The sequence below is a fragment of the Variovorax sp. V116 genome (assembly GCF_041154435.1).
Taxonomy (GTDB): domain Bacteria; phylum Pseudomonadota; class Gammaproteobacteria; order Burkholderiales; family Burkholderiaceae_C; genus Variovorax; species Variovorax paradoxus.
In genome coordinates, this window is the sequence record NZ_AP028661.1 from 734,543 (window position 1) to 753,997 (window position 19,455).

At 68.7% G+C, this 19,455-nt stretch carries 21 protein-coding genes; 7 read left to right on the plus strand and 14 right to left on the minus strand.

From position 1 onward, the window contains the following. The first annotated feature begins 15 nt into the window (after nt 1-15). From ACAM58_RS03360 to ACAM58_RS03380, 5 genes are all read left to right on the plus strand, one after another. Nucleotides 16-912: a hypothetical protein gene (locus ACAM58_RS03360; protein ID WP_307592863.1), complete on the plus strand. Its 897-nt coding sequence runs from the start codon at nt 16-18 to the stop codon at nt 910-912. A gap of 7 nt (nt 913-919) precedes the next feature. Beyond that, the gene (locus ACAM58_RS03365) at nt 920-2,200 is read left to right on the plus strand and encodes a TIGR02270 family protein (protein ID WP_369664153.1); all 1,281 of its coding nucleotides are present in this window, start codon (nt 920-922) and stop codon (nt 2,198-2,200) included. 2 nt (nt 2,201-2,202) lie between these two features. Then, nucleotides 2,203-2,373: a hypothetical protein gene (locus ACAM58_RS03370; RefSeq protein WP_307592860.1), complete on the plus strand. Its 171-nt coding sequence runs from the start codon at nt 2,203-2,205 to the stop codon at nt 2,371-2,373. A gap of 113 nt (nt 2,374-2,486) precedes the next feature. Next, nucleotides 2,487-4,145, plus strand: a complete 1,659-nt coding sequence (gene tagH / locus ACAM58_RS03375) for a type VI secretion system-associated FHA domain protein TagH (RefSeq protein ID WP_369664154.1) — start codon at nt 2,487-2,489, stop codon at nt 4,143-4,145. A gap of 55 nt (nt 4,146-4,200) precedes the next feature. After that, a complete protein-coding gene (locus ACAM58_RS03380; protein ID WP_018904083.1) occupies nt 4,201-5,040 on the plus strand; it encodes a PP2C family serine/threonine-protein phosphatase in 840 nt (279 codons plus the stop codon). A gap of 26 nt (nt 5,041-5,066) precedes the next feature. Here the strand turns inward: ACAM58_RS03380 and ACAM58_RS03385 are convergent, their stop codons facing one another. The 6 genes from ACAM58_RS03385 to tssA all read right to left on the minus strand — a co-directional run bounded on the left by ACAM58_RS03385 (nt 5,067) and on the right by tssA (nt 10,051). Beyond that, a complete protein-coding gene (locus ACAM58_RS03385) occupies nt 5,067-5,606 on the minus strand; it encodes a peptidoglycan recognition family protein (RefSeq protein ID WP_278876438.1) in 540 nt (179 codons plus the stop codon). Nucleotides 5,607-5,633: 27 nt separating this feature from the next. Next, complete coding sequence (locus ACAM58_RS03390) at nt 5,634-6,194, minus strand: hypothetical protein (RefSeq protein WP_012745710.1); 561 nt, start codon at nt 6,192-6,194, stop codon at nt 5,634-5,636. Between the two features lie 72 nt (nt 6,195-6,266). Further along, nucleotides 6,267-6,749 carry a type VI secretion system tube protein Hcp gene (locus ACAM58_RS03395; RefSeq protein ID WP_012745711.1) on the minus strand — a complete coding sequence of 161 codons (483 nt, stop codon included), beginning with the start codon at nt 6,747-6,749 and terminating at the stop codon, nt 6,267-6,269. Between the two features lie 146 nt (nt 6,750-6,895). Then, complete coding sequence (gene tssC, locus ACAM58_RS03400; protein WP_018904086.1) at nt 6,896-8,389, minus strand: type VI secretion system contractile sheath large subunit; 1,494 nt, start codon at nt 8,387-8,389, stop codon at nt 6,896-6,898. A 41-nt stretch (nt 8,390-8,430) separates the two neighbouring features. Further along, the gene (tssB, locus tag ACAM58_RS03405) at nt 8,431-8,949 is read right to left on the minus strand and encodes a type VI secretion system contractile sheath small subunit (protein WP_012745713.1); all 519 of its coding nucleotides are present in this window, start codon (nt 8,947-8,949) and stop codon (nt 8,431-8,433) included. A gap of 70 nt (nt 8,950-9,019) precedes the next feature. Then, a complete protein-coding gene (gene tssA, locus ACAM58_RS03410; protein ID WP_369664155.1) occupies nt 9,020-10,051 on the minus strand; it encodes a type VI secretion system protein TssA in 1,032 nt (343 codons plus the stop codon). A gap of 158 nt (nt 10,052-10,209) precedes the next feature. Here tssA and tssJ point away from each other — a divergent pair, with 158 nt between their 5' ends. Then, nucleotides 10,210-10,638 (plus strand): type VI secretion system lipoprotein TssJ, encoded by a 429-nt coding sequence (tssJ, locus tag ACAM58_RS03415; RefSeq protein WP_369664156.1) that lies wholly within the window; start codon nt 10,210-10,212, stop codon nt 10,636-10,638. A 22-nt stretch (nt 10,639-10,660) separates the two neighbouring features. Here tssJ and ACAM58_RS03420 read toward each other — a convergent pair whose 3' ends face one another. Next, on the minus strand, nt 10,661-11,791 hold the full coding sequence (locus ACAM58_RS03420) for a type VI secretion system protein (protein ID WP_369664157.1): 1,131 nt from the start codon (nt 11,789-11,791) through the stop codon (nt 10,661-10,663). Between the two features lie 10 nt (nt 11,792-11,801). After that, a complete protein-coding gene (locus ACAM58_RS03425) occupies nt 11,802-13,127 on the minus strand; it encodes a DotU family type IV/VI secretion system protein (protein ID WP_369664158.1) in 1,326 nt (441 codons plus the stop codon). A 262-nt stretch (nt 13,128-13,389) separates the two neighbouring features. Here ACAM58_RS03425 and ACAM58_RS03430 point away from each other — a divergent pair, with 262 nt between their 5' ends. Next, on the plus strand, nt 13,390-14,073 hold the full coding sequence (locus ACAM58_RS03430) for a response regulator transcription factor (RefSeq protein WP_278876443.1): 684 nt from the start codon (nt 13,390-13,392) through the stop codon (nt 14,071-14,073). A 14-nt stretch (nt 14,074-14,087) separates the two neighbouring features. On the opposite strand, the gene ACAM58_RS03435 is transcribed toward ACAM58_RS03430, so the two are convergent. From ACAM58_RS03435 to ACAM58_RS03460, 6 genes are read right to left on the minus strand one after another with little or no spacing between them, the layout of a single operon-like run. Further along, nucleotides 14,088-15,419, minus strand: a complete 1,332-nt coding sequence (locus tag ACAM58_RS03435) for an MSMEG_0569 family flavin-dependent oxidoreductase (RefSeq protein WP_369664159.1) — start codon at nt 15,417-15,419, stop codon at nt 14,088-14,090. A gap of 38 nt (nt 15,420-15,457) precedes the next feature. After that, on the minus strand, nt 15,458-15,742 hold the full coding sequence (locus ACAM58_RS03440; protein ID WP_018904091.1) for an MSMEG_0570 family nitrogen starvation response protein: 285 nt from the start codon (nt 15,740-15,742) through the stop codon (nt 15,458-15,460). Continuing rightward, nucleotides 15,733-16,731 carry a sll0787 family AIR synthase-like protein gene (locus tag ACAM58_RS03445; RefSeq protein WP_018904092.1) on the minus strand — a complete coding sequence of 333 codons (999 nt, stop codon included), beginning with the start codon at nt 16,729-16,731 and terminating at the stop codon, nt 15,733-15,735. Before ACAM58_RS03445 ends, ACAM58_RS03440 begins: the two co-directional genes overlap by 10 nt. Beyond that, on the minus strand, nt 16,728-17,288 hold the full coding sequence (locus ACAM58_RS03450) for an MSMEG_0567/Sll0786 family nitrogen starvation N-acetyltransferase (protein WP_018904093.1): 561 nt from the start codon (nt 17,286-17,288) through the stop codon (nt 16,728-16,730). Before ACAM58_RS03450 ends, ACAM58_RS03445 begins: the two co-directional genes overlap by 4 nt. Before the next feature lie 2 nt (nt 17,289-17,290). Further along, nucleotides 17,291-18,361, minus strand: a complete 1,071-nt coding sequence (locus ACAM58_RS03455; protein WP_369664468.1) for an MSMEG_0568 family radical SAM protein — start codon at nt 18,359-18,361, stop codon at nt 17,291-17,293. After that, the gene (locus ACAM58_RS03460; protein WP_369664160.1) at nt 18,324-19,376 is read right to left on the minus strand and encodes a Nit6803 family nitrilase; all 1,053 of its coding nucleotides are present in this window, start codon (nt 19,374-19,376) and stop codon (nt 18,324-18,326) included. Before ACAM58_RS03460 ends, ACAM58_RS03455 begins: the two co-directional genes overlap by 38 nt. Nucleotides 19,377-19,455: the final 79 nt, after the last annotated feature.

Consider the following 19,455-nt stretch of genomic DNA (forward strand, 5'->3'; position numbering starts at 1 on the left):
CCACAGGAGTCGACCATGAGCAAGGCCCCCTTCAAGGATCTGATCTTCCGCACGGCGGCGGTGATCTCGCCGCGCTGCGGATTCATCTATGCCTGCGATCCGAGGCTGGAGCGCCGCGAAGAACCGCATGCCTACGTGTTCCTGTGGGACGACGGAAAAATCGACCGCGGCGACTGCAACTATGACGCCCACAGCGTCTGCCTGATCGACCACCCCGAGGACGGCACGGTGGACATCTCCGAAGCCGGCTACTACACCGCCGACACCGATGACGACCGCGTGACGCAGGATCTCTTCGAGAACAGCGCACCGCCGCCGAAGGAGAAGCGTTCGCGCGGACTGCGCTCGGTGCGCGAGATCGGAGGCGTTGCCCATGCGATCGGCATCCGCGGGATGGTCTATCGGCTGGACGTACTGGACCGCTGGACCCGGATCGACGAAGGCCTGCCCAACAGCTTCGATGGCCAGGCCATCCATGGCTTCGGCGGATCCGACCTTCTTGCGGTCGGCTTCAAGGGCGGCGCCTGGCATTTCGACGGGAAGGGATGGCGCCGGCAGGACGTTCCAACGAACCGCAACCTGACCTCGGTGGTCTGCACTGCGGAAGGCACCGTGTACATCGGCGGACACGGCGGAACACTGCTGCATGGCCAGCCTGATCGATGGTCGCTGATCGATCATGGCGACACGGCCGAGGACATCTGGGACCTGGAATGGTTTGCAGGAAAACTCTACGTCTCGACGCTCGATGGCCTTTTCGTTCTCGACGGAGAGCGCCTGCGTCCGGTGGCCTACGGCAAGCACACGCCGAAAACCACCTACCAGCTCAGTGCCTGTGAAGACGTGATGTGGTCGAACGGAGAAACCGACATCATGGAATTCGACGGAAAAGCGTGGACGCGCATTGTCTGAGCGACCGTTGACCTCGCACATGGACATGTCCGCATTCGTCCGGCCTCCTGTAGCGATGGTGGTGCAGCAGCACCTCGAGAGCGCGGATGCATTGCGCTCGACACGGTCGGTGCAGGTGCGTGCGCCCCATGTGGAACTGCACCGGTTGCGGCGCCTGGACGATCGCTTGGCGGCGAGTCTGGATGGATTGGCTGTTGCGGGCGACTACGCGAGGCATCTCGGCCTGGCCGCCTTGGATCCGCCTGGCCGCGGGTCCATATTCGTGGCTACCGTCGGCGCGATCGAGGCCCGAGACCCTGCATTGCTCGAAAGACTGCTGTCGCTCGCAGAAGCCGTGCCCGAGGCGCGGGTCGGATTGGTCTCCGCCTTCGGCTGGGTGCCGGCCCCCGAGTTGCGCGGCATCACCCGCGCACTGCTGGATTCGCCGCATGCCTTTCGCCGGGACATCGGCCTGGCCGCATGCGCCATGCATCATGCCGACCCGCAAACCGTGCTCGAAACCGCCATGGCCGATGAAGAGCACTCCGCGCAGGCCATCGTTGTCGCCGGCAAGCTGGGCCGCATCGATCTGCTGCCCGGCTGCCTGGGCGGGCTGATGCACGAGGACGCCGGACGCCGCTTCGAATCGGCCCGCGCAGCGCTGCTGCTCGGCGACCGGCAGGCCGCGCTCCGAACGCTCGTTGTGCTCGCGGGGGAGGGCGGTCCTTGCCAGCCGGCAGCTGCGATGCTGGCGCTCAAGGTCCTCCCTGCCGAACAGGCCCATGCGCTGCTTCAGTCGATTGCCCGGAAGGAGGACTCGGTCCGCATCCTGATCCGCGGCATCGGCGCGGCCGGCGATCCGCACTACGTGCCCTGGCTCATCGCGCAGATGGGCGACCTGAAGCTCGCGAGGCTGGCCGGCGAATCCTTCAGCACGATCACCGGGCTGGACCTCGCCGCCGAAGATCTCGAACTGAAGCCACCGGAGAACCCCGTGGCCGGCCCCAACGACGACCCGGACGACGAAGACGTTGCAATGGACGAGGACGAAGGCCTTCCCTGGCCCGATGCCGAAAAGATCGATGCATGGTGGCAAGCCGACGGACACCGCTTTCCGCACGGCATCCGATGCTTCGTGGGCGAACCAGTCACGCAGGGGCACTGCCTCGCCGTGCTCAAGACGGGGTTCCAGCGCCAGCGTATCGCCGCCGCCGAGCACCTGTCGCTGATGGCGCCGGGCAGGCCGCTGTTCAACGCGGCAGCGCCGGCCTGGCGCCAGCAGTGGCTCTTGTCGCAGATGGAGGCGTAGCCATGCAGGCTCGGTACATCCTTGCTGCGTTGGCTGCTGCCTTCCTGATCGCGGCTGCGATGCGCCGGGTGCGCAACACGAGGCGCCGCCCCGACCCCGCCACCCGCACCTGCCTCCTCATCGCCCTCATCTTCACCGCCGTCGCGGCCTGGCTGCAATGGCATACCTCTTAAGGCGAGATTGCCAACCCGCTCCACGGAATGAATACTCCTTCTGAGTTTTTTCGCCCGTGCATGCGCGGGCTGTGTTCGGGCGTAGAAGGGCATAGAGCCTCGGGGGCAGATTCATGATCCATATCGCTGTCATCACCCGGCAAGGCGCTCCGGCGGGGCAGCCCATCGCTGCCGATTTCGGGCCCAACGGGGGCACCATCGGGCGCGCCGACACCAACACGCTGGTGCTCGACGATCCGGACCGCACGGTTTCGCGCGTGCACGCGCAGGTGCTGTGCCGCGACGGCCAGTACTTCGTCATCGACCGCGGCAGCAATCCGATGCAGTGCAACGGCGTGTCGCTGGGCTCGGGCAAGGAGGCTCCGCTCGCGGATGGCGCGCGGCTGATCGTGGGCAGCTTCGAACTCAGCGTGCGCATGAGCGCGGCCGCGCCGCCGGCATTGGCCATTCCCAACACCGTGATGTCGGCGCCGCTCGGCGCCGCCCCCGCGGCCAGCACCAGCGACGATCCCTTTGCCGACCTGCTTGCGGGGCTCGGATCGCCCGCGCCTGCCGCGCCTGCCGCGGCCCGTGCATCCGGTGCCAGGACGGCCGCGCCGGCAAGCGCGGATCCGCTGCTCTTTCCCGACCCGATGGAAAGCGGCTCGCGCAACGCGCAGGCCGCGCAGGTCGATCCCTTCGCCAACCTGCTCGGGCCCACGCCGTCCGCTGCGCCGGCCGCAGGCTTCGGTGCGCTCGACGATTTCTCCGACCTCGGCGCGCCGCCCGCGCACGGCAAGGCCGCCGGCATCGACGAGCTCTTCGGCGGCATGGGCGGTGGCGGCGGCATCGGCGGCGATCCGCTCGCGCTGTCGCCGCTGGCCGATCCGCTGCTGCAGCCGAACACGGCTTCGTCCGCCGATCCATTGGCCGCATTGCAGAGCGCGGCGCCGCACACGCCGACACCGCGCTCCGATCACCTGCCGATCGACCAGTTCGGCTTCACGCCGCCGAAGGCGATCACGCCGGTTCCGGCCGCCGCGCCGGTGGAAGCGCTGCCGCGCTTCGACGACATCACAGGGCAGCCGATACGCATCAGCGGCCCTGAGGTCGCGAGCCGGCCGTTCGAGCCGCTGCCGCCACCACCACCACCGCCGCCGCCCGTCCAGCGGGCGCCCGCCGCGGCCCCGCGCACCGCATCCGACGACGAGCTGCTCGCCGCCTTCCTGCGCGGCCTTGCCAGTACGCACCAGCCGCCCGAGATGCTCACGCCCGGCCTCATGGAGCGCATCGGCTCGATCCTGCGCAGCGCCACCGAAGGCACGCTGCAGCTCCTGCTCACGCGCCAGGAGTTCAAGCGCGAGGTGCGCGCCGAGGTCACGATGATCGCGGCGCAGGCCAACAACCCGCTCAAGTTCTCGCCGACCGTCGAGGTCGCGCTGGCCCACCTGCTGGGCCCCGGCGTGCGCGGCTTCATGCCGCCGGAAGCTGCGATGCGCGATGCCTTCAACGACCTGCGCGCGCACCAGTTCGGCGTGATGGTGGGCATGCGCGCGGCGCTGGCCCATGTCATTGCGCGCTTCGAGCCCGAAGAGCTCGAGAAGAAGATCAGCGCGAAGTCGGCGCTCGACACGCTCTTCAGCGCCAACCGCAAGGCCAAGCTCTGGGACCAGTTCGTCGCGCTCTACGGCGGCATCGCGAGCGAGGCGGAAGACGACTTCCACAACCTCTTCGGCAAGGCCTTCCTCGAAGCCTATGAAGAGCAGATGGCGCGCCTCAAGTCGGACACCTGAAGAACGCTCTCTCAGGCACCACTACAACAGCACCAGCAAACGCGAGGCACCCCGCTTGGAAATCGAAATCGTCACGCTGTCCCGGCAGGGCGGCCGCAACTACAACGAAGACGTCCACGGCCACTGGCACGACGAGCGCTACGTCGCCTGCCTGGTGGCCGATGGCGCCGGCGGCCATGGCGGCGGCGACGTGGCGGCGGCAACCACGCGCAGCAGCGTGCTGGGCGGCTTCTCGGCGGCGCCGGGGCTGGACGAGTTCACCTTGCGCACGCTGGTCGAGCAGGCCAACCGCGACGTGGTGGCGCGGCAGTCCGAAGGCGGCAAGCTTGCCGGCATGCGCTCCACGGTGGTCTTCGCGGCCATCGACCTGGAGAGCCAGGCGCTGGCCTGGGTGCACAGCGGCGACAGCCGCGCCTACCTGTTCCGCGGCGGCGCCATCGTGGCGCGCACCACCGACCACAGCCTGGTGCAGCAGATGGTGGCCGGCGGCATGCTCGACGAGGAAGGCGCGCGCCTGCATCCGCAGCGCAACATGCTGCTCTCGGCGCTCGGCTCGATCGAGGAAGCGCCCGACATCACGGTGTCCGACCGCATGCGCCTGATGCCCGGCGACGTGCTGCTCCTGTGCAGCGACGGCGTGTGGGAGCCGCTGGGCGACGAGTGCCTGGTCGACACGCTGCACGCCTCGCGCACGCCCAGCCAGTGGACCGAGCAGCTCGACGCGCAGATCAAGGCGCACGCCAAGCCGGGGTACGACAACTACACGGCGCTCACGCTGTGGGTGATTCCCGATGACATCGACGACGCCACGCGCCTGATGCCCGCGGCCGAGGAAGAGACGATGCCGGCGTCGATCGAGGAACCTTCGGCGGCGCCCGGCAAACTGCCGGATTGACGAACCGGGGCCGGACCCGCGGGAATCTAGCCGCCGCTCAATCCCACGGCAGCGTCCACGATGTCCTGCAGCTGCGCGATGACCGGTTTGCCGGGGCAGGGCTTCGACTTGGTGAACATCGCGTGGTACGACAGGCCGCTGTCGTCCGGCGTGGCCGCGAGCTTCAGCGGCACGCCGTATTCCCCGTTGAGCCACGCGAGCAGATAGCCGTTCATGCGGATCTGCATGTCGGTGAGCGTCTCGCCGTGCACCGCGACGTTCTCCACGCTGTACCAGAGGTTGTCCACCTTCCAGCCGTCGACGGCCCAGGAGCGCTGCGACAGCGGAATGTACTGCGCGATCGTGCCGCCCTTGTCCACCGCGAAGTGGGCCGAGGCCGCGCGGTTTTCCCAGGTGGTCTTCAGCGAGCTGAGCAGGCTGTTGCCGTCGGTGATGTGGACGATCAGCCCCTTGATGCCGGTCTTCTTCATCAGGCCGGCAGCCCCCGGGCCGCCATAGTGCTTGCTCAGCGGGTAGTACTCATCCGCATAGGGGTGATAGTCGTTGTCGTTCCACTTGCTGCTCATGCTCGAACTCCTGTTCGTTGGCAGGTGTCAGGGCTTCTTCGGCCGGTACGCCTTGAGCTTGCCGCTCACCGTCACGTCCACCGTGACCACCACGAGAGCCGACTCCGTCTTGCCGTTGTCCTGCCGCTTCATCGGCTTGCGGGTGGTGGTCGAGGTGGAGCTGCCCTTCCAGCGGATCGTGCTGGCGCGCACGGGCTCCTTGTTGCCCTGGTGGTTCTGCTCCAGCACCGTGATGGCGCCGGTGCCCGGGTTCTTGGAGAGGATCGAGGTGTGGTGCGGATGGCCGACCGTTACGTAGGGGCTGTCGGTCCAGCCCGTGCCATCGGCAAAGGTGACGTCGGTGGTGGTGGTCGTCGTCATCTCGTAGTCGCGGTACTGCAGGATGTCGCCGGGAAGCGCATCCTTGAGCGCGACTTCGTTGCCCCAGATGTAATCGTCGTCGTCGCCCATCGGGCCGAAGTCCGACGAGGTGCCGGCGCCGGCCTGGCCGAGGGCCGAGTTGGCCAGGTCCCAGCATTCGCCCGCGCCGATCTGCTTGCCCAGCTGTGCGCTGGCCCACTGAAGGACCGTGGTGTTGAGTGTGGCCATCGCGTCTCTCCGGCTGGAAGGTCAATCAAGGGGCGGCCGCCGTCCACCGGGCGGCCGTTGGCGCAAGGCGCCTCAGACCTTCTTGTTGGCGGCGATGTCCCAGCCGGTTTCCTTGGTGCCGTCGCCGGAACCGTCGGCCTTCTGCGGCGTGTACTCGTACTTGAACTTCGAGAAGTTCAGCGTGATGGTCTCGGTCAGGCGGTCTTCGCCGCCGCTGCCGCCGGTGTGGATGTTGCTGACGATGATGTCTTCCATCGTGAGCTTGATGTACTCGAGCGGCGTGGCCCCGGCCTTGCGGACCACCAGCGTGCCCTTCTTGATGTGCTGGCCGTTGCAGCAGTCGAGCAGCAGCAGGTGCGAGGAGGAGTCCACGTACTTGGTGACCGAGAGGTCCTGCACGCTCACCTTGCCTGCGCCCGAGCCGCCGCCGACGTGGCCGGTGCCCGATTGGCTGGCACCCCAGCTCCAGGAGAGAACGTCGATCTCCTTCTTGTGCGAATCGTCCTTGGATTCACCGTCGACGCCCTCGAGCTTCAAAAACATGTCTGCAGCCATGATGCTTACCTTTCAGTTGTGTGCGAGTCAGAGAAAAAAAGGGCTTCCGTGCGGTGCCTGGTCGGCGGTGGTGCCCGGGAGCTATGGAGAGAACGAGCAATGGGCCCCGTTTTCAAAGGCCCCCCGACGGCATATGCCGCCCGTTGCTACTTGCCGCCCTTGGCCGAGGGCAGCTTCGACACCAGCCGCAGCGACACCGTGAGGCCTTCGAGCTGGTAGTGCGGGCGCAGGAAGAACTTGGAGGTGTAGTAGCCGGGGTTGCCCTCGACCTCTTCGACCACCACCTCGGCCGCGGCCAGGGGCTTCCTGGCCTTGGTCTCTTCGGAGGAGTTGACGGGGTCGCCGTCCACGTAGTTCATGATCCATTTGTTGAGCCAGCGCTGCATGTCGTCGCGCTCCTTGAAGCTGCCGACCTTGTCGCGCACGATGCACTTCAGGTAGTGCGCAAAGCGGTTGCAGGCAAAGAGGTAGGGCAGGCGCGCCGCCAGGTTGGCGTTGGCCGTGGCGTCCGGGTCGTCGTACTCGGCCGGCTTGTGCAGCGACTGCGCACCGATGAAGGCCGCGAAGTCGGAGTTCTTGCGGTGGATCAGCGAAAGCAGGCCGGCCTTCGAGAGCTCGGCTTCGCGCCGGTCGCTGATGGCGATCTCGGTCGGGCACTTCTGGTCCACGCCGCCGTCGTCGCTCGGGAAGGTGTGCAGCGGCAGGTTCTCCACCGCGCCGCCCGATTCGATGCCGCGGATGCGCGAACCCCAGCCGTAGAGCTTGTAGGAGCGGTTGATGTTGGTGGCCATCGCATAGGCTGCGTTGGCCCAGGCGTACTTGCTGTGGTCGGCGCCGGCGGTGTCTTCCTCGAAGTCGAACTCCTCCACCGGATTGGTGTTGGCGCCGTAGGGCGTGCGCGCCAGGAAGCGCGGCATGCACAGGCCCAGGTACTTGGCGTCGTCGGAGTCGCGCAGCGACCGCCAGCCGGCGTACTCGGGCGTGAGAAAGATCTTGGTCAGGTCGCGCGGGTTGGCGAGCTCCTGCCACGATTCCATCTGCATCAGGTTGGGGCTCGCGCCGGTGATGAAGGGCGCATGCGCCGAGGCGGCGATCTTGGACATCTCGCCCAGCAGCTCGATGTCGGGCGGGCTCTGGTCGAAGTGGTAGTCGCCCACCAGCGCGCCGAAGGGCTCGCCGCCGAACTGGCCGTATTCCTGCTCGTAGATCTTCTTGAACATCGGGCTCTGGTCCCAGGCCGCGCCCTTGAACTTCTTCAGGCTCTTGGCAAGGTCCGTCTTCGAGATGTCCATCACCCGGATCTTCAGGTGCTCGTCGGTCTCGGTGTTGTTCACCATGTAGTGCAGGCCGCGCCACGCACTCTCGAGCTTCTGGTAGTCGGGGTGGTGGATGATCTTGTTGACCTGGTCGGTCAGCTTGGCGTCGATCGCGGCGATCATCGACTGGATCGACTTGGTCACGTCCTTGCCGATGACGGTACTGTTGCTCAGCGCCTGCTGCGCGAGCGTGAGCACCGCGGCTTCGACGGCGCTCTTGGCTTCGTCGCTGCGCGGCTTGAATTCCTTTTGCAGGAGCGACGAAAAATCGCTGCCCGCATAGGCGACATCCTTGAGTGCGCTCTGCTCGAGTGCTTCGGCCATGGTGGTTCTCCTCGGGGGTCCGGTGTGTCGGGTGTGGGGGATCAGGCGGCCGGCTTGGCCGCTTCGTCGTCGGGCTTGGCGGTGGCCGCCAGCGACTGCAGCAGGGCCGGGTCCTCGAGCACCTTGGCCAGCAGTTCCTCGGCGCCGTTCTTGCCGTCCATGTAGGTCACGAGGTTCGACAGCTGGGTGCGCGCCTCGAGCAGCTTGTCGAGCGCGCCGACCTTCCTGGCCACGGCAGCGGGCGAGAAGTCTTCCATGTTCTCGAAGGTGAGCTCGACCTTGAGCTCGCCTTCGCCGGTCAGGGAGTTCTCCACCGCGAAGGCGGCGCGCGGTTTCATGGCCTTCATGCGCGAGTCGAAGTTGTCCACGTCGAATTCGAGGAACTTGCGGTCGGCCACGGGCGCGAGCGGATCGGCCGGCTTGCCCGACAGGTCGGCCAGCACGCCCATCACGAAGGGCAGCTGGATCTTCTTCTCGGCGCCGTAGAGTTCCACGTCGTACTCGATCTGCACGCGTGGCGCCCGGTTGCGGGCGATGAATTTCTGACTGCTCTTGGCCATGGCGATGCTCCTTGCGGGGGTAGATGAGGCGGTTCGATCAACAGGAAAAAAAAGGAAAGGGAAAAGCCGGCTACTCGGACGGACGCTTGCCGGTCACGGTCTCGATCGTGTCCAGCGCGCCGGGCGCGAGGTTGGCCATGATTTCGAGAAAGCTCACGCCGATGAGCTTCTTGGCGCGCTCGATCAGGAGCGGGGCGGGGTTGCCGGGCTCGGTCTGCTCGAGAAAGCGGATCACGCGGTCCAGCATCTGCAGCGCGTCCTGCCGGCTCTGGATCTCGCCGCGCATGGCAGCGGGCCGCGGCGCGCCGCCGGCCTGCGGCACATCGCCTTGCGCCTCTTCGGCGGTGCCGGCTTCTTCGGGCGCACCGATGGCAGCGCTGCACGCCTTCTGCAGCATGCGGCCGATGGCGCGCAGCGGGGAGAGGTCGATCGCGTCGGAGCGGCCGGTGCGCTCCACCAGCAGGGCCTGCAGCTTCTCGACCCCGCCGGGCACGCCGATGGCGGCCTGGATCAGCTCGGGCCGCTCGGCATGCAGCGCTTCGAGGCCGCCCTGGATCTGTGCCGGCGAATAGGTGGCTTCGCCGCCCACCGCATTCAATGCGTTGTTGGCCACCGCGATGTCGCGCACGCGGATCGCGCCTACGCCGGGTGCCACGCCCACCTGCGCGTCGTACAGGTCGCGCAGGACCATCGTCTCGTCGCCGAGCGGTGCGAGCGCGTTCAGGCGCATGGTGGGATCGTTGTCGTCCTCGGCATCGAGCTTTGGATGTATGCCGTCCCAGAAATTGTCGAGCAGGCGGGTGAGCAGTTCGAGCCCGGCAACGAAACCGGCAAGTCCCTGCAGCCGCGTGGAAGCACGCAGCAGCAGCACGGCGGCGCGCACGTCCTTGCTGCGGCGAAGGATCGCGTCGGACTGTTCGGCCACCTCGCGCCACTCCGGCTCCACCGCGGGGATGACGGTGTCGCCGAACTGCTGCTCGGGCTTGCCCTGCGCTGCGGTGGTGAGCGCGGTAAAGGCCGCGTCGTACTCCAGATCGTCGCCGCACGGCGAGGCCTCGCCGATGGGCGTGAGCAGGGCTTCGACAAGTTCGGTGGTCAGCATGTTGCCTGTTCGAGTTGGCTGGTGATAATCAAAGATGCGTCCGAACCGGTCAATGCAACGAAGGGAATAGCATGCGCACGCTGGGTACACACCATTCGTCCTATGGACGCTCTTTTGCTGCGGTCTCGCGGCGCCTTGCATTGGCCTCTGGCCTCGCATTGACCGGTGCCCTGATCGCAGGCTGCGCAAGCAAGCCCGTGGTCACGCCGGTGTCGATCACGCTCGCGGCCGGTGCCGACGCCAACCCCGATGCGCGCGGCCGCGCATCGCCGCTCACGGTGCGCATCTATGCGCTGAAGTCGCCCGGCCCCTTCGAAGGGGCCGACTTCTTCTCGCTGTTCGAAAAGGACCAGGCCACGCTCGGCGCCGAGCTGGTGCAGCGCGAAGAGATGCTGCTGCGCCCCGGCGAAAGCAAAAAGCTCGACCTCACGCTGCCGGCCGATGCCAAGGCCATTGGCGTGATGGCCGCGTTCCGCGACCTCGACCGTGCGCGCTGGCGCGAAGTGCGCGCGGTGGAGCCCGGCAAGCCGCAGACGCTCACCGTGACCTTCGGCGCGCGGCAGATCCGCATCGACAGCAGCAAATAAACCTCGCCTGCGGGCCGCTCGTTCACGCCTTCGCCGCGCTGGCGTTCGGCGCGCGGCCGGGCCGCGCGAGCGGCTGGTCGGCGGGCAGGAAGCGCTCGAACAGGTCGGTCACGAAGGCGCCGCCGGCTGCACCCGATGCGGCGGCCGTCACATAGAGGCCGCGCCATCGCGGGCCGCGCGAGCCGCGGCCATGGCTTTCGAACAGGGCCTCGGCCACTTCGCGCAATGCGGGCTGCAGCGCCCGCAGCGCCTCGATGAACTCATGGATCGCGAGCCGGCCCGATGCGCCCGGCTGTTCGCGCAGCAGCGCCATGCGCAGCGCATGCAGCTGGCGCGCCATGGGATCGAACAGGGCATCGAGCCGTTCGGCCGCGGTTTCGCCGTGGGCGGCCGGCCCGGCCAGGCGATGGCCGATCACCTGTGCGAGCACTTCGGGCGGCAGCGCACCGCGCAGCGTGGCATAGCCGGCCAGCTGCTCCAGGCCGGTCACGACCAGGTAGACCGGCAGCTGCAGGCGCAGGGTGTCCGCGGCCTCGTCGAGCAGCCGGCGCATCCTGCCGGCCAGCGGCTTCATGCCTGCGCTGGACGGGTGCAGCAGTTCGCTCGCCGCCACGCAGGCCACCACGCCGTTGATCGGCACGCGGTCGCGCCGCTCGGCCAGTGCGAGGAGCGCCTGGAGCCACAGCGCACGCGTGTGCGGCGCCGCGGCCACGTCGCTGACGGCGCTCGGGTGCAGCTCGATGGCCGTCATCGAGCCGGTGAGCCACCAGCGCCAGTAGGGTTCGCCGAAAGGCTCGCTGCCCGAAGGTGCCAGGTGCTCGGCATGGGCCGCCGCCAGCAGCCCCGGCAGGTTGGCCGCCGCATCGCCGAGAAAGAGAAACCAGGGCACCGGCGCGGCTTGCTGGCACGATGGCTGGCGCAGGAGCTGGCGTGCGTGCGACATGGCTTTCCTCATGGCCTCCCTCATGGCTTCGATCGCGGCTTCGTCGGCTTCGGCCGCCGGCGGGCCGAGTGCGGCAATGCGCCGGCGCAGCGCGCGGCGGCGCGCGCCGCGGCCCGCGTCGTGGACCGCGGCGTACAGCAGCGCAAAGCCGGCCAGGCACAGCGCGAGCAGGAGCCAGAAGAAATGGGCAGGCAACAACGCGGCGGGCATGCTGCGGCTTTCAACGTGCAGTGGTCTCGAGGAACTCGAAATCGGCAAGCAGCCGCTCGTTGCCCTTGTTGGCCGCGAGCACCTCGCGCAGCCGCAGCAGGTAGGCCGAAGCGAGTTCGTAGGGCGGCCGGTCGGCCGCGCCGTCGAGCGGCGTGGGGGACGAGAGCGCCGTGACAAGCACGGTGCCGAAGGGCGGGCCCACCAGCCAGCTCGCCGGGATGTCGCGGCCCAGCTCCAGCTTCTCGCCGGCGCGCAGCCGCATCGGCTGGCCGGTGTTCAGGTGCATGACCGAACCGTCGGCGGTGTAGTAGTCGACCCACAGGTAGCTGTCGTGCCGGGGCGCGGCCACCTGCATGCGCACGTCGTCTCCTTCGCGCAGCCGGCCGTTGCGGGCCGTCACGGCCGTCACGTCCAGTCCGAGGGCCTTCTCGCGGTTGCGCAGCTGGTAGGGCTTCAGGATGGCGAACACCTCGCAGTGGGGCCACACGCGCAGCCTGACGTCGAAGGTGGGCGAGCCGCCATCGGGCAGCAGGCCGGCCACCTCGCGCTCCACCCGCTCGAGGTCGGCCGGCAGCGAGACGAAGCCGCTCACATGCAGCTTGCCGCCCTTGTCGGCCGAAGCCGAGAGATCGGCGCATGCATAGCCTTGAAGATGCTGCTCGATGCGCTGCGCCGGTCCCGGCTCGCCCGCGTGCAGCCCGGCCGGCCACTGCCACCACAGCAGATAGAGCAGCGGCAGCAGCAGCGCGAGCGCCCCGAGCGCGCGCAGCAGGCTGCGGTCGCGGCGGTGCAGGTCGTGCGGGCCCGGCGGATCCGCCACGCCATAGGGCTGCGGCGTGATGCGGTCCTGCACCAGGCTGCCGAGCGCCAGGGGCCTCTGCCGCAGCTGGTGGCCGTGCAGCTCCTTCAGCTTGCCGAGCTCGCCGCGGTCGTCGCTCTCGAAGTAGTACTGGCCCTTGAAGCCGTGCACCAGCGCATGCCAGTAGACCTCGCGCAGCTCGTCGTCCTCGGCGCCCAGCGCCGACAGGTGGTGGAAGAACTCGCTGTGGGCGTTGTTCGAGTTGAACAGCTGCACCTGCAGCGGCGCCGCGCCCGCGGCCGCACCGGGATGGCGCGCCAGGATCTCGTCGATCCAGGCCACCATCGCAAAGACCGCCGATTCGACCTGCGCGGCGGGCTGGCCCGATGCGCAGGCGCGCGCCGCATCGAGCAGCCGGCGGGCCTGTTGCTGCGCGGCAGCGTGCGAGGGCGGCGCGGCGCGGCCGGCCGCGATCGATGCGTCGAGGGCGAGGCCGAAGGAGACGAATGCGGAAAAACAGTCGAGCAGCCGGAGCATGGATGACCGCGCCCGCTCACCGCGCCTGCGTTGCGGAGGATGCCTTGCACCGGCGTCTGCTGCGATGGCACATCCCCATGTCCCCGGTTCCTTCGAGTAAGGATTCCATCTTCCGAACGCCGGGCGGCGGGCGCCATATCGCTTGGGGACTATGCCGTTCGTCGGGCAAACCGGCTTGCTGTGCGGGGCAATCGCCGGTATCTTCGGCATCCGCTGAGTTCAATGCACGCACGCTGGGACACCCGGGACACTAGGACATGCCATGAAAATTCTGATCGCCGACGACCACCGGCTCGTCATCGAGGCGGTCAAGGCCAAGTTGTCGGAGCTGGGGCCCGGCATCGAGTTCGTCCTGGCGATGAGCGTCGACGAATTGCTTGCCGGCGCCACCGACGAGCTCGACCTGGCCCTGATCGACCTCAACATGCCCGGCGCCGACGGCCAGGCGCACATCGACGAAATCCGCCGCCGCCATCCGGCCGTGCCGGTCATCGTGCTCTCGGGCTACGAAGACCCGGCCATCATGCGCAGCGCGCTCGAGCGCGGCGTGCTCGGCTTCATTCCCAAGGCCTATTCGCCCGAGGTCATGCTGTCGGCCGTGCGGCTGGTGCTGGCCGGCGGCGTGTACGTGCCGCCCATGATGCTCACGGCGCTGCCGCCCGGCATCGTGGCCGGCGTGGCGCCCGCGCAGAACGGCGATGCGCGCTCCGCAGGCGCTTCTTCGCAGACGCTCGAGCACCTGCGCAGCGTGCTCACCGAGCGCCAGGTCGAGGTGCTGCAGCTGCTCTCGCAGGGCAAGCCCAACAAGCTCATCGGCCGCAGCCTCGGCATCAGCGAAGGCACCGTCAAGATCCACCTGGCGGCCATCTTCCGCGCGCTCAACGTGCGCAACCGCACCGAGGCCGTGGTGGCCGCGCAGGCGCTGACCGAGGCGCAGCAGGCCTGAGCCCGGGCCTGAGCTCAGGCTGCAGCGCGCAGCCCGGTGCCGGCCGGTTCCTCCTCCTGCGCATCGGCTCGGCCGGCCGCCGCCGCCTTCTTTCTCTCCTCGACCGCCTCGGCAAGAAACTCCGCATCGCGCGCCACGCCCGAGAAGCGGCCCGATCCCCAGGTGTGCAGCCACGGCAGCCCCAGGAAGTAGAGCCCCGGCACGCCCGTCACGCCGCGCTGGTGCACCGGCGCGCCGCGGCCGTTGAACACCGGCGCATCCACCCAATCGAAGTCGGGCGAGAAGCCGATGCACCAGAGCACGCTCGCGATGCCCGCCTCGGCAAGGCTCAGGCGCGTGCGCTCCTCGGGCGGCTCCCACACCGGCGTGTAGACCGAGGGCGGCGGCGCCTCGATGCCCCGGGAGGCAATGAACTTGTCGATCGAGGCGTTGATGCGGTTGTAGGTGGCGTCGGCGCTGTCCAGGTGCTCGCGCAGGTTGGGCTGGAACTCCAGCGTGCCGTCGCCGCCCAGGCCGGTCAGCAGGCCATACAGCTCCATGCCTTCGAGCGCGAAGCGCCGCAGGTCGATGTCGCGGCCGCCGTCGCGGCCGGTCACGTAGTGGTTGGTGTTGTCGCGCACGCCCTCGCGCAGCGGATGCTCGGTCACGGGCATGTCGTAGTACTTCATGTCGGCGAGCCAGTCGACCACTTCGCGGCCGCGGTAGAAGCGCGCGCAGCGCGGCGCATCGCCGGTGGCAAGGTACACCTTGCGCCCGGCCAGGTGCAGGTCCTCGGCGATCTGCGAACCCGACTGGCCGCAACCCACCACCAGCACCGCGCCCTCGGGCAACTGCGCCGGGTTGCGGTACTGCGCCGAGTGGTACTGCACCACGTGCGGCGGCAGCTTCTCGGCCAGGCGCGGCACGATGGGGCGGTGGTAGCCGCCGGAGGCCACCACCACCTGGTCGGCGGTGTAGAGGCCGGCGTCGGTCTGCACCATGAAGCGGTCGCGCTCGCCCGTGCCTGGCACGCGCGCCACGCGCTCGACGGTCACGCCCTCGATGGCCGGTGCCTTCACCTGCGCGACGAAGCCCGCGAGCCAGTCGTTGATCTGGTCCATGACCATGAAGCCGTGCGGATCGTTGCCGGCGTAGGCCCAGCCCGGCAGCTGGCACTGCCAGTTGGGCGTGACCAGGCAGAACGAATCCCAGCGCTGCGTGCGCCAGCTGTGCACCAGGCTGCGCTTCTCGATCACGAGGTGGTCGATGCCGCGCTGCTGCAGGCAGTGGCTCAGCGACAGGCCGGCCTGGCCGCCGCCGACGACGATGACGCTGTAGTGGCTGCGTCCGCCAAATGGATAGGACATGGGGTCTTCTTTCTTTCTCTCTGGATGTGTGGGACGCGTCAATCGAAGGCGACGACCGTGACTTGGGCATCGGCGGCGCCGGTGAAGCGGGCGGCGATGCGCTCGATCTCGGCGAGCTGGTCCATGGCCTGCGAGCACGCGAAGCCGTACTTGGCGCGCACGCGTTCGGAGGCGATGCCCAAGGCCTCGCGCGAGCGCTGCAGGAAGTCTTCGAGCGCATAGCGCTCGCCGGGCGCGAAGAAATCCTGCACCACGGAAGAGGGCGAGTAGCAGCGCGTTTCGCTGGCGTCGGGCCAGCGCACCTGGAAGTGCATCACGGGCATGCGAGCGCCTCCTGCGGCGGCTGGATGAAGGCATCGCGGCCGAAGTCCCACAGCAGGGCCTCGTCGCCGCCGGCCTGCAGCCGCACCTGCCGCGTCGCATCGACCTCGCCGACCACCGCGCAGGCGATGTCGCGCGCGGCGAAGCGGCCTAGCACCGGCGCAACCTGCGAAGGCGCCACGCTGAGCACGAATCCGTAGCTCGGAAAAGAAGAAAGCCAGCGCAGCAGCGGTACGCCGCCGGGCCTGGGCAGTGCATCGAGGTCGATGCGCGCGCCGACGCCCGAGCACTCCAGCAGCATCATCGCGGTGCCGACCGCGCCGGCCATGCTGATGTCCTTGGCGGCGCGGCACAGGCCCTCTTCCGCAATGGAGGGCAGCAGTTCGAGGTCCGCGCGCAGCCGCGCGGCCGGCGCCGTGGTCGACGCGTTCCAGTAGGGAAAGGGCTCCTCGTAGGCGCCGCGCAGGTCGGCCGCCATCACCAGCAGGTCACCGGGCCTGGCGTCGAAGCTCGTGAGCAGCTTGCGTGCGTGGCCGAGGATCGCGACTGCGAGCTGCGGCCGTTCGCTGCGGTTGTTGCTGTGGCCGCCCACCACCGGCACGCCGTAGCGCACCGAGGCTTCCGCCATGCCGCGCAGCACCTCGTCGGCCGGGTGCATGCCGGTGCTCCACAGCGCATCGACCACGGCCGTGGGGCGGCCGCCCATCGCATAGATGTCGCTCACGTTGACCATCACGCCGCAGTAGCCCGCGAACCACGGCATGCGCACGATGAAGTCTTCCACCATGCCTTCGATCGCGAACAGCAGGTAGCCGCCATGGCCGTCGGGGAGGGCCGCACAGTCGTCGCCGATGGGCACGGCCTGCGCGAGCGCGGCATGGCCGCCGGGCAGCGACCGGCCGAGCGCCGACACCACGTCGCTGATGTCGCGCTTGTGGGCGAAGCCGCGCGTGGCGCGCAGCGCTTCGGCGATGGCGTGGACATCGGTCATGACAGCCCCTTCGCGCGCGTGACGAAGCCGCTCACCGGGTCGTGGCAGGGCGGGTAGAAGGCGAGCCCGGCCTGCATGCGCGCATGCGGACGGCCATGGATGGCGCTCTCGTCGAGCAGCTGCCAGCCGAGCTTCTGGAACAGCGGCACGTTCTGCATCTGCACCTGCGCGAAGAACGCATCGCAGCCCAGCGCGTTGGCGCGCGACACCGCGAGCCGTATCAGCGTGGCGCCCAGGTGGCCCTGGCTGCGGAACGCGGGATGCACCGCGAGGCGCGAGCCCCACCATTCGCCCGGCGCCTCGCCGCGGTGGATGCGCACCGTGCCCACCACCTGCTCGGGCATGCCGCCGTTGCACGACATGGCGACCAGCAGCCGCGCATGGCCGTCGGTGGCGTCGCGGTCGTCGCGCGCGAAGATGCCCTGCTCGATGCAGAACACCGCGCGGCGCAGCGCCATGGCTTCGTCGCGCTCCCACTGCTGCGCCGCTTCGCGCACCAGATATTCGACCGGCGCGTAGTGCGGGTCGAGTTCGCTGAGGTCGTCGATGCACAGCATGGTCAGCTTTCGTAGACTGAAAGCGAGGAGCACGCGCCGCACTTGCCGCAGCCCGCCTTGATGTCGGCCGAGCGCAGGCCCGCGGCGACCACGCGCTCGCCCAGCGGGGCCAGCAGCGACTTCATGAATTCGGGCGACGGTGCGGGATGGTCCTCGAGCGGCGTGCCGCTGATCGGCACGAAGGGCACGACGAAGGGGTACACGCCGCGTGCGAGCAGCTGGTCGCAGGTGTCCAGGATGGCCTCGCGCGTGTCGCCCAGCCCGGCCAGGATGTAGGTGCTGACCTGGCCGCGCCCGAACACGCGCACGGCCGCCTCGAAGGCGCTCATGTAGCGCGAGACCGGCACGCTGGCCTTGCCCGGCATGATGCGTTCGCGCACCTCGGGCGTGACCACCTCCAGGTGCATGCCCAGCGTGTCGATGCCCGCGGCCTTCATGCGGTGGAACCACTGGTCGTCGTCGGGCGGCTCGCACTGGCCCTGGATCGGAATGTCGACCGTGGCCTTGATCGCGAAGGCGCTCTCGCAGAGGATGGCCGCGCCGCGGTCGGTGGCGTTGGGCGTGCCGGTGGTCATCACCATGTGCTTGACGCCATCGAGCAGCACGGCCGCGCGCGCCACTTCGGCCAGCTGTTCGGGCGTCTTGCGCGCGACGGTGCGGCCGGCCGCGAGCGACTGGCCGATCGCGCAGAACTTGCAGCTCTTTTTGCGGCTCTCGTAGCGGATGCAGCTCTGCAGCACCGTGGTGGCGAGCACGTCGCTGCCGTGCAGCGTGGCAATGTGCGAATAGGGCACGCCGTCGAAGGTCTGCATCGCATAGAAGCGCGGCTGCTTCGGAAAGCTGATGCTCGCAATGGGAATGCTGCCGCGCATCACGCGGCTCACGCCCCGCGCATCGGGCGCCTCGGCCGTGAACGGCGAATGCCAGGCGCTCGAAGTGTGGACCGGCACCATGATCGTGTGGCCGTCCACCGTCACGGCCTTGTGGTCCGACGGGCCCGCACCGCCGCGGCGGCTTGCCACGCCGGCCGAAGGATCAACCAGCCGCAACCCGAAGGACTGGAGCTCGGTCATCAGCTGCCGGCTGTCCGGCGGGGTCGTCGTGGTGATGGTGGTCATGGTCGGGGCTCCGTTGAGCGAGGGGTTGCGTGGGATGCATCGGCACGGTGGTCTGCGCCGGCCGGTCGTTGATGGCGAGCGACAGCAGCTCGGGCCGCGCGTAGTGGCCGACCGAATCCATCATTCGCTTGCGCTTGGCGATCAGCGCCATGTCGAGGTCTGCAATCACCATGCCTTCGCCCTCGGTGAGCGGCGGCGCAAGGTGCTTGCCTTCGGGCGAGACGATGGCGGTGTGGCAGCCGCCGCGCAGCGCCTTCTGCAGGCTGGCGTCGGGCGTCACGCTGCGGATCTGTTCGTCAGTGAGCCAGCCGGTGGCGTTGACCACGAAGCAGCCCGACTCCAGTGCGTGGTGGCGGATCGTCACTTCCATCTGCTCCGCGAAGATCGGGCCCACCAGCGAGCCCGGGAACTGCGCGCAGTGGATCTCCTCGTGCTGCGCCATCAGGGCGTAGCGCGCGAGCGGGTTGTAGTGCTCCCAGCAGGCGAGCGCGCCAACGCGGCCGACGGCGGTGTCGACCACCTTGAGGCCGGCGCCGTCCCCCTGGCCCCACACCATGCGCTCGTGGTACGTCGGCGTGATCTTGCGGCGCTTGAGCGCCAGCGTGCCGTCGGCATCGAACACCAGCTGCGTGTTGTAGAGGCTGCCGTGGTCGCGCTCGTTCACGCCCAGCACCACGACCATGCCGTGATGCCGCGCACGCTCGGCCACGGCCTGCGTGACCGGCCCGGGCACGACCACAGCGCGCTCCGCCAGCGCGAGGTGCGGCGCACCCTGCAGCACCGGCGGCAGCACGAAGCTGAAGTAGGGGTAGTAGGGCACGAAGGTCTCGGGGAATACAGCCAGCTGCGCGCCCTTGGTCGCGGCCTCGTCGATGGCGCCGCACACCCGCTCGAGCGTGCCGTCGGGCCGGTCGAAGTCGGGCGCGATCTGGATCGCCGCGGCACGCACGATGCGGGGTGAAGAGCTCATGGGCACCCCCTGTTCGCAGCGGCAAGCGAAGCGAAGCCAATTCGTGGAACACCGCAGAACCGGCTTTGCCGGGCTGCTG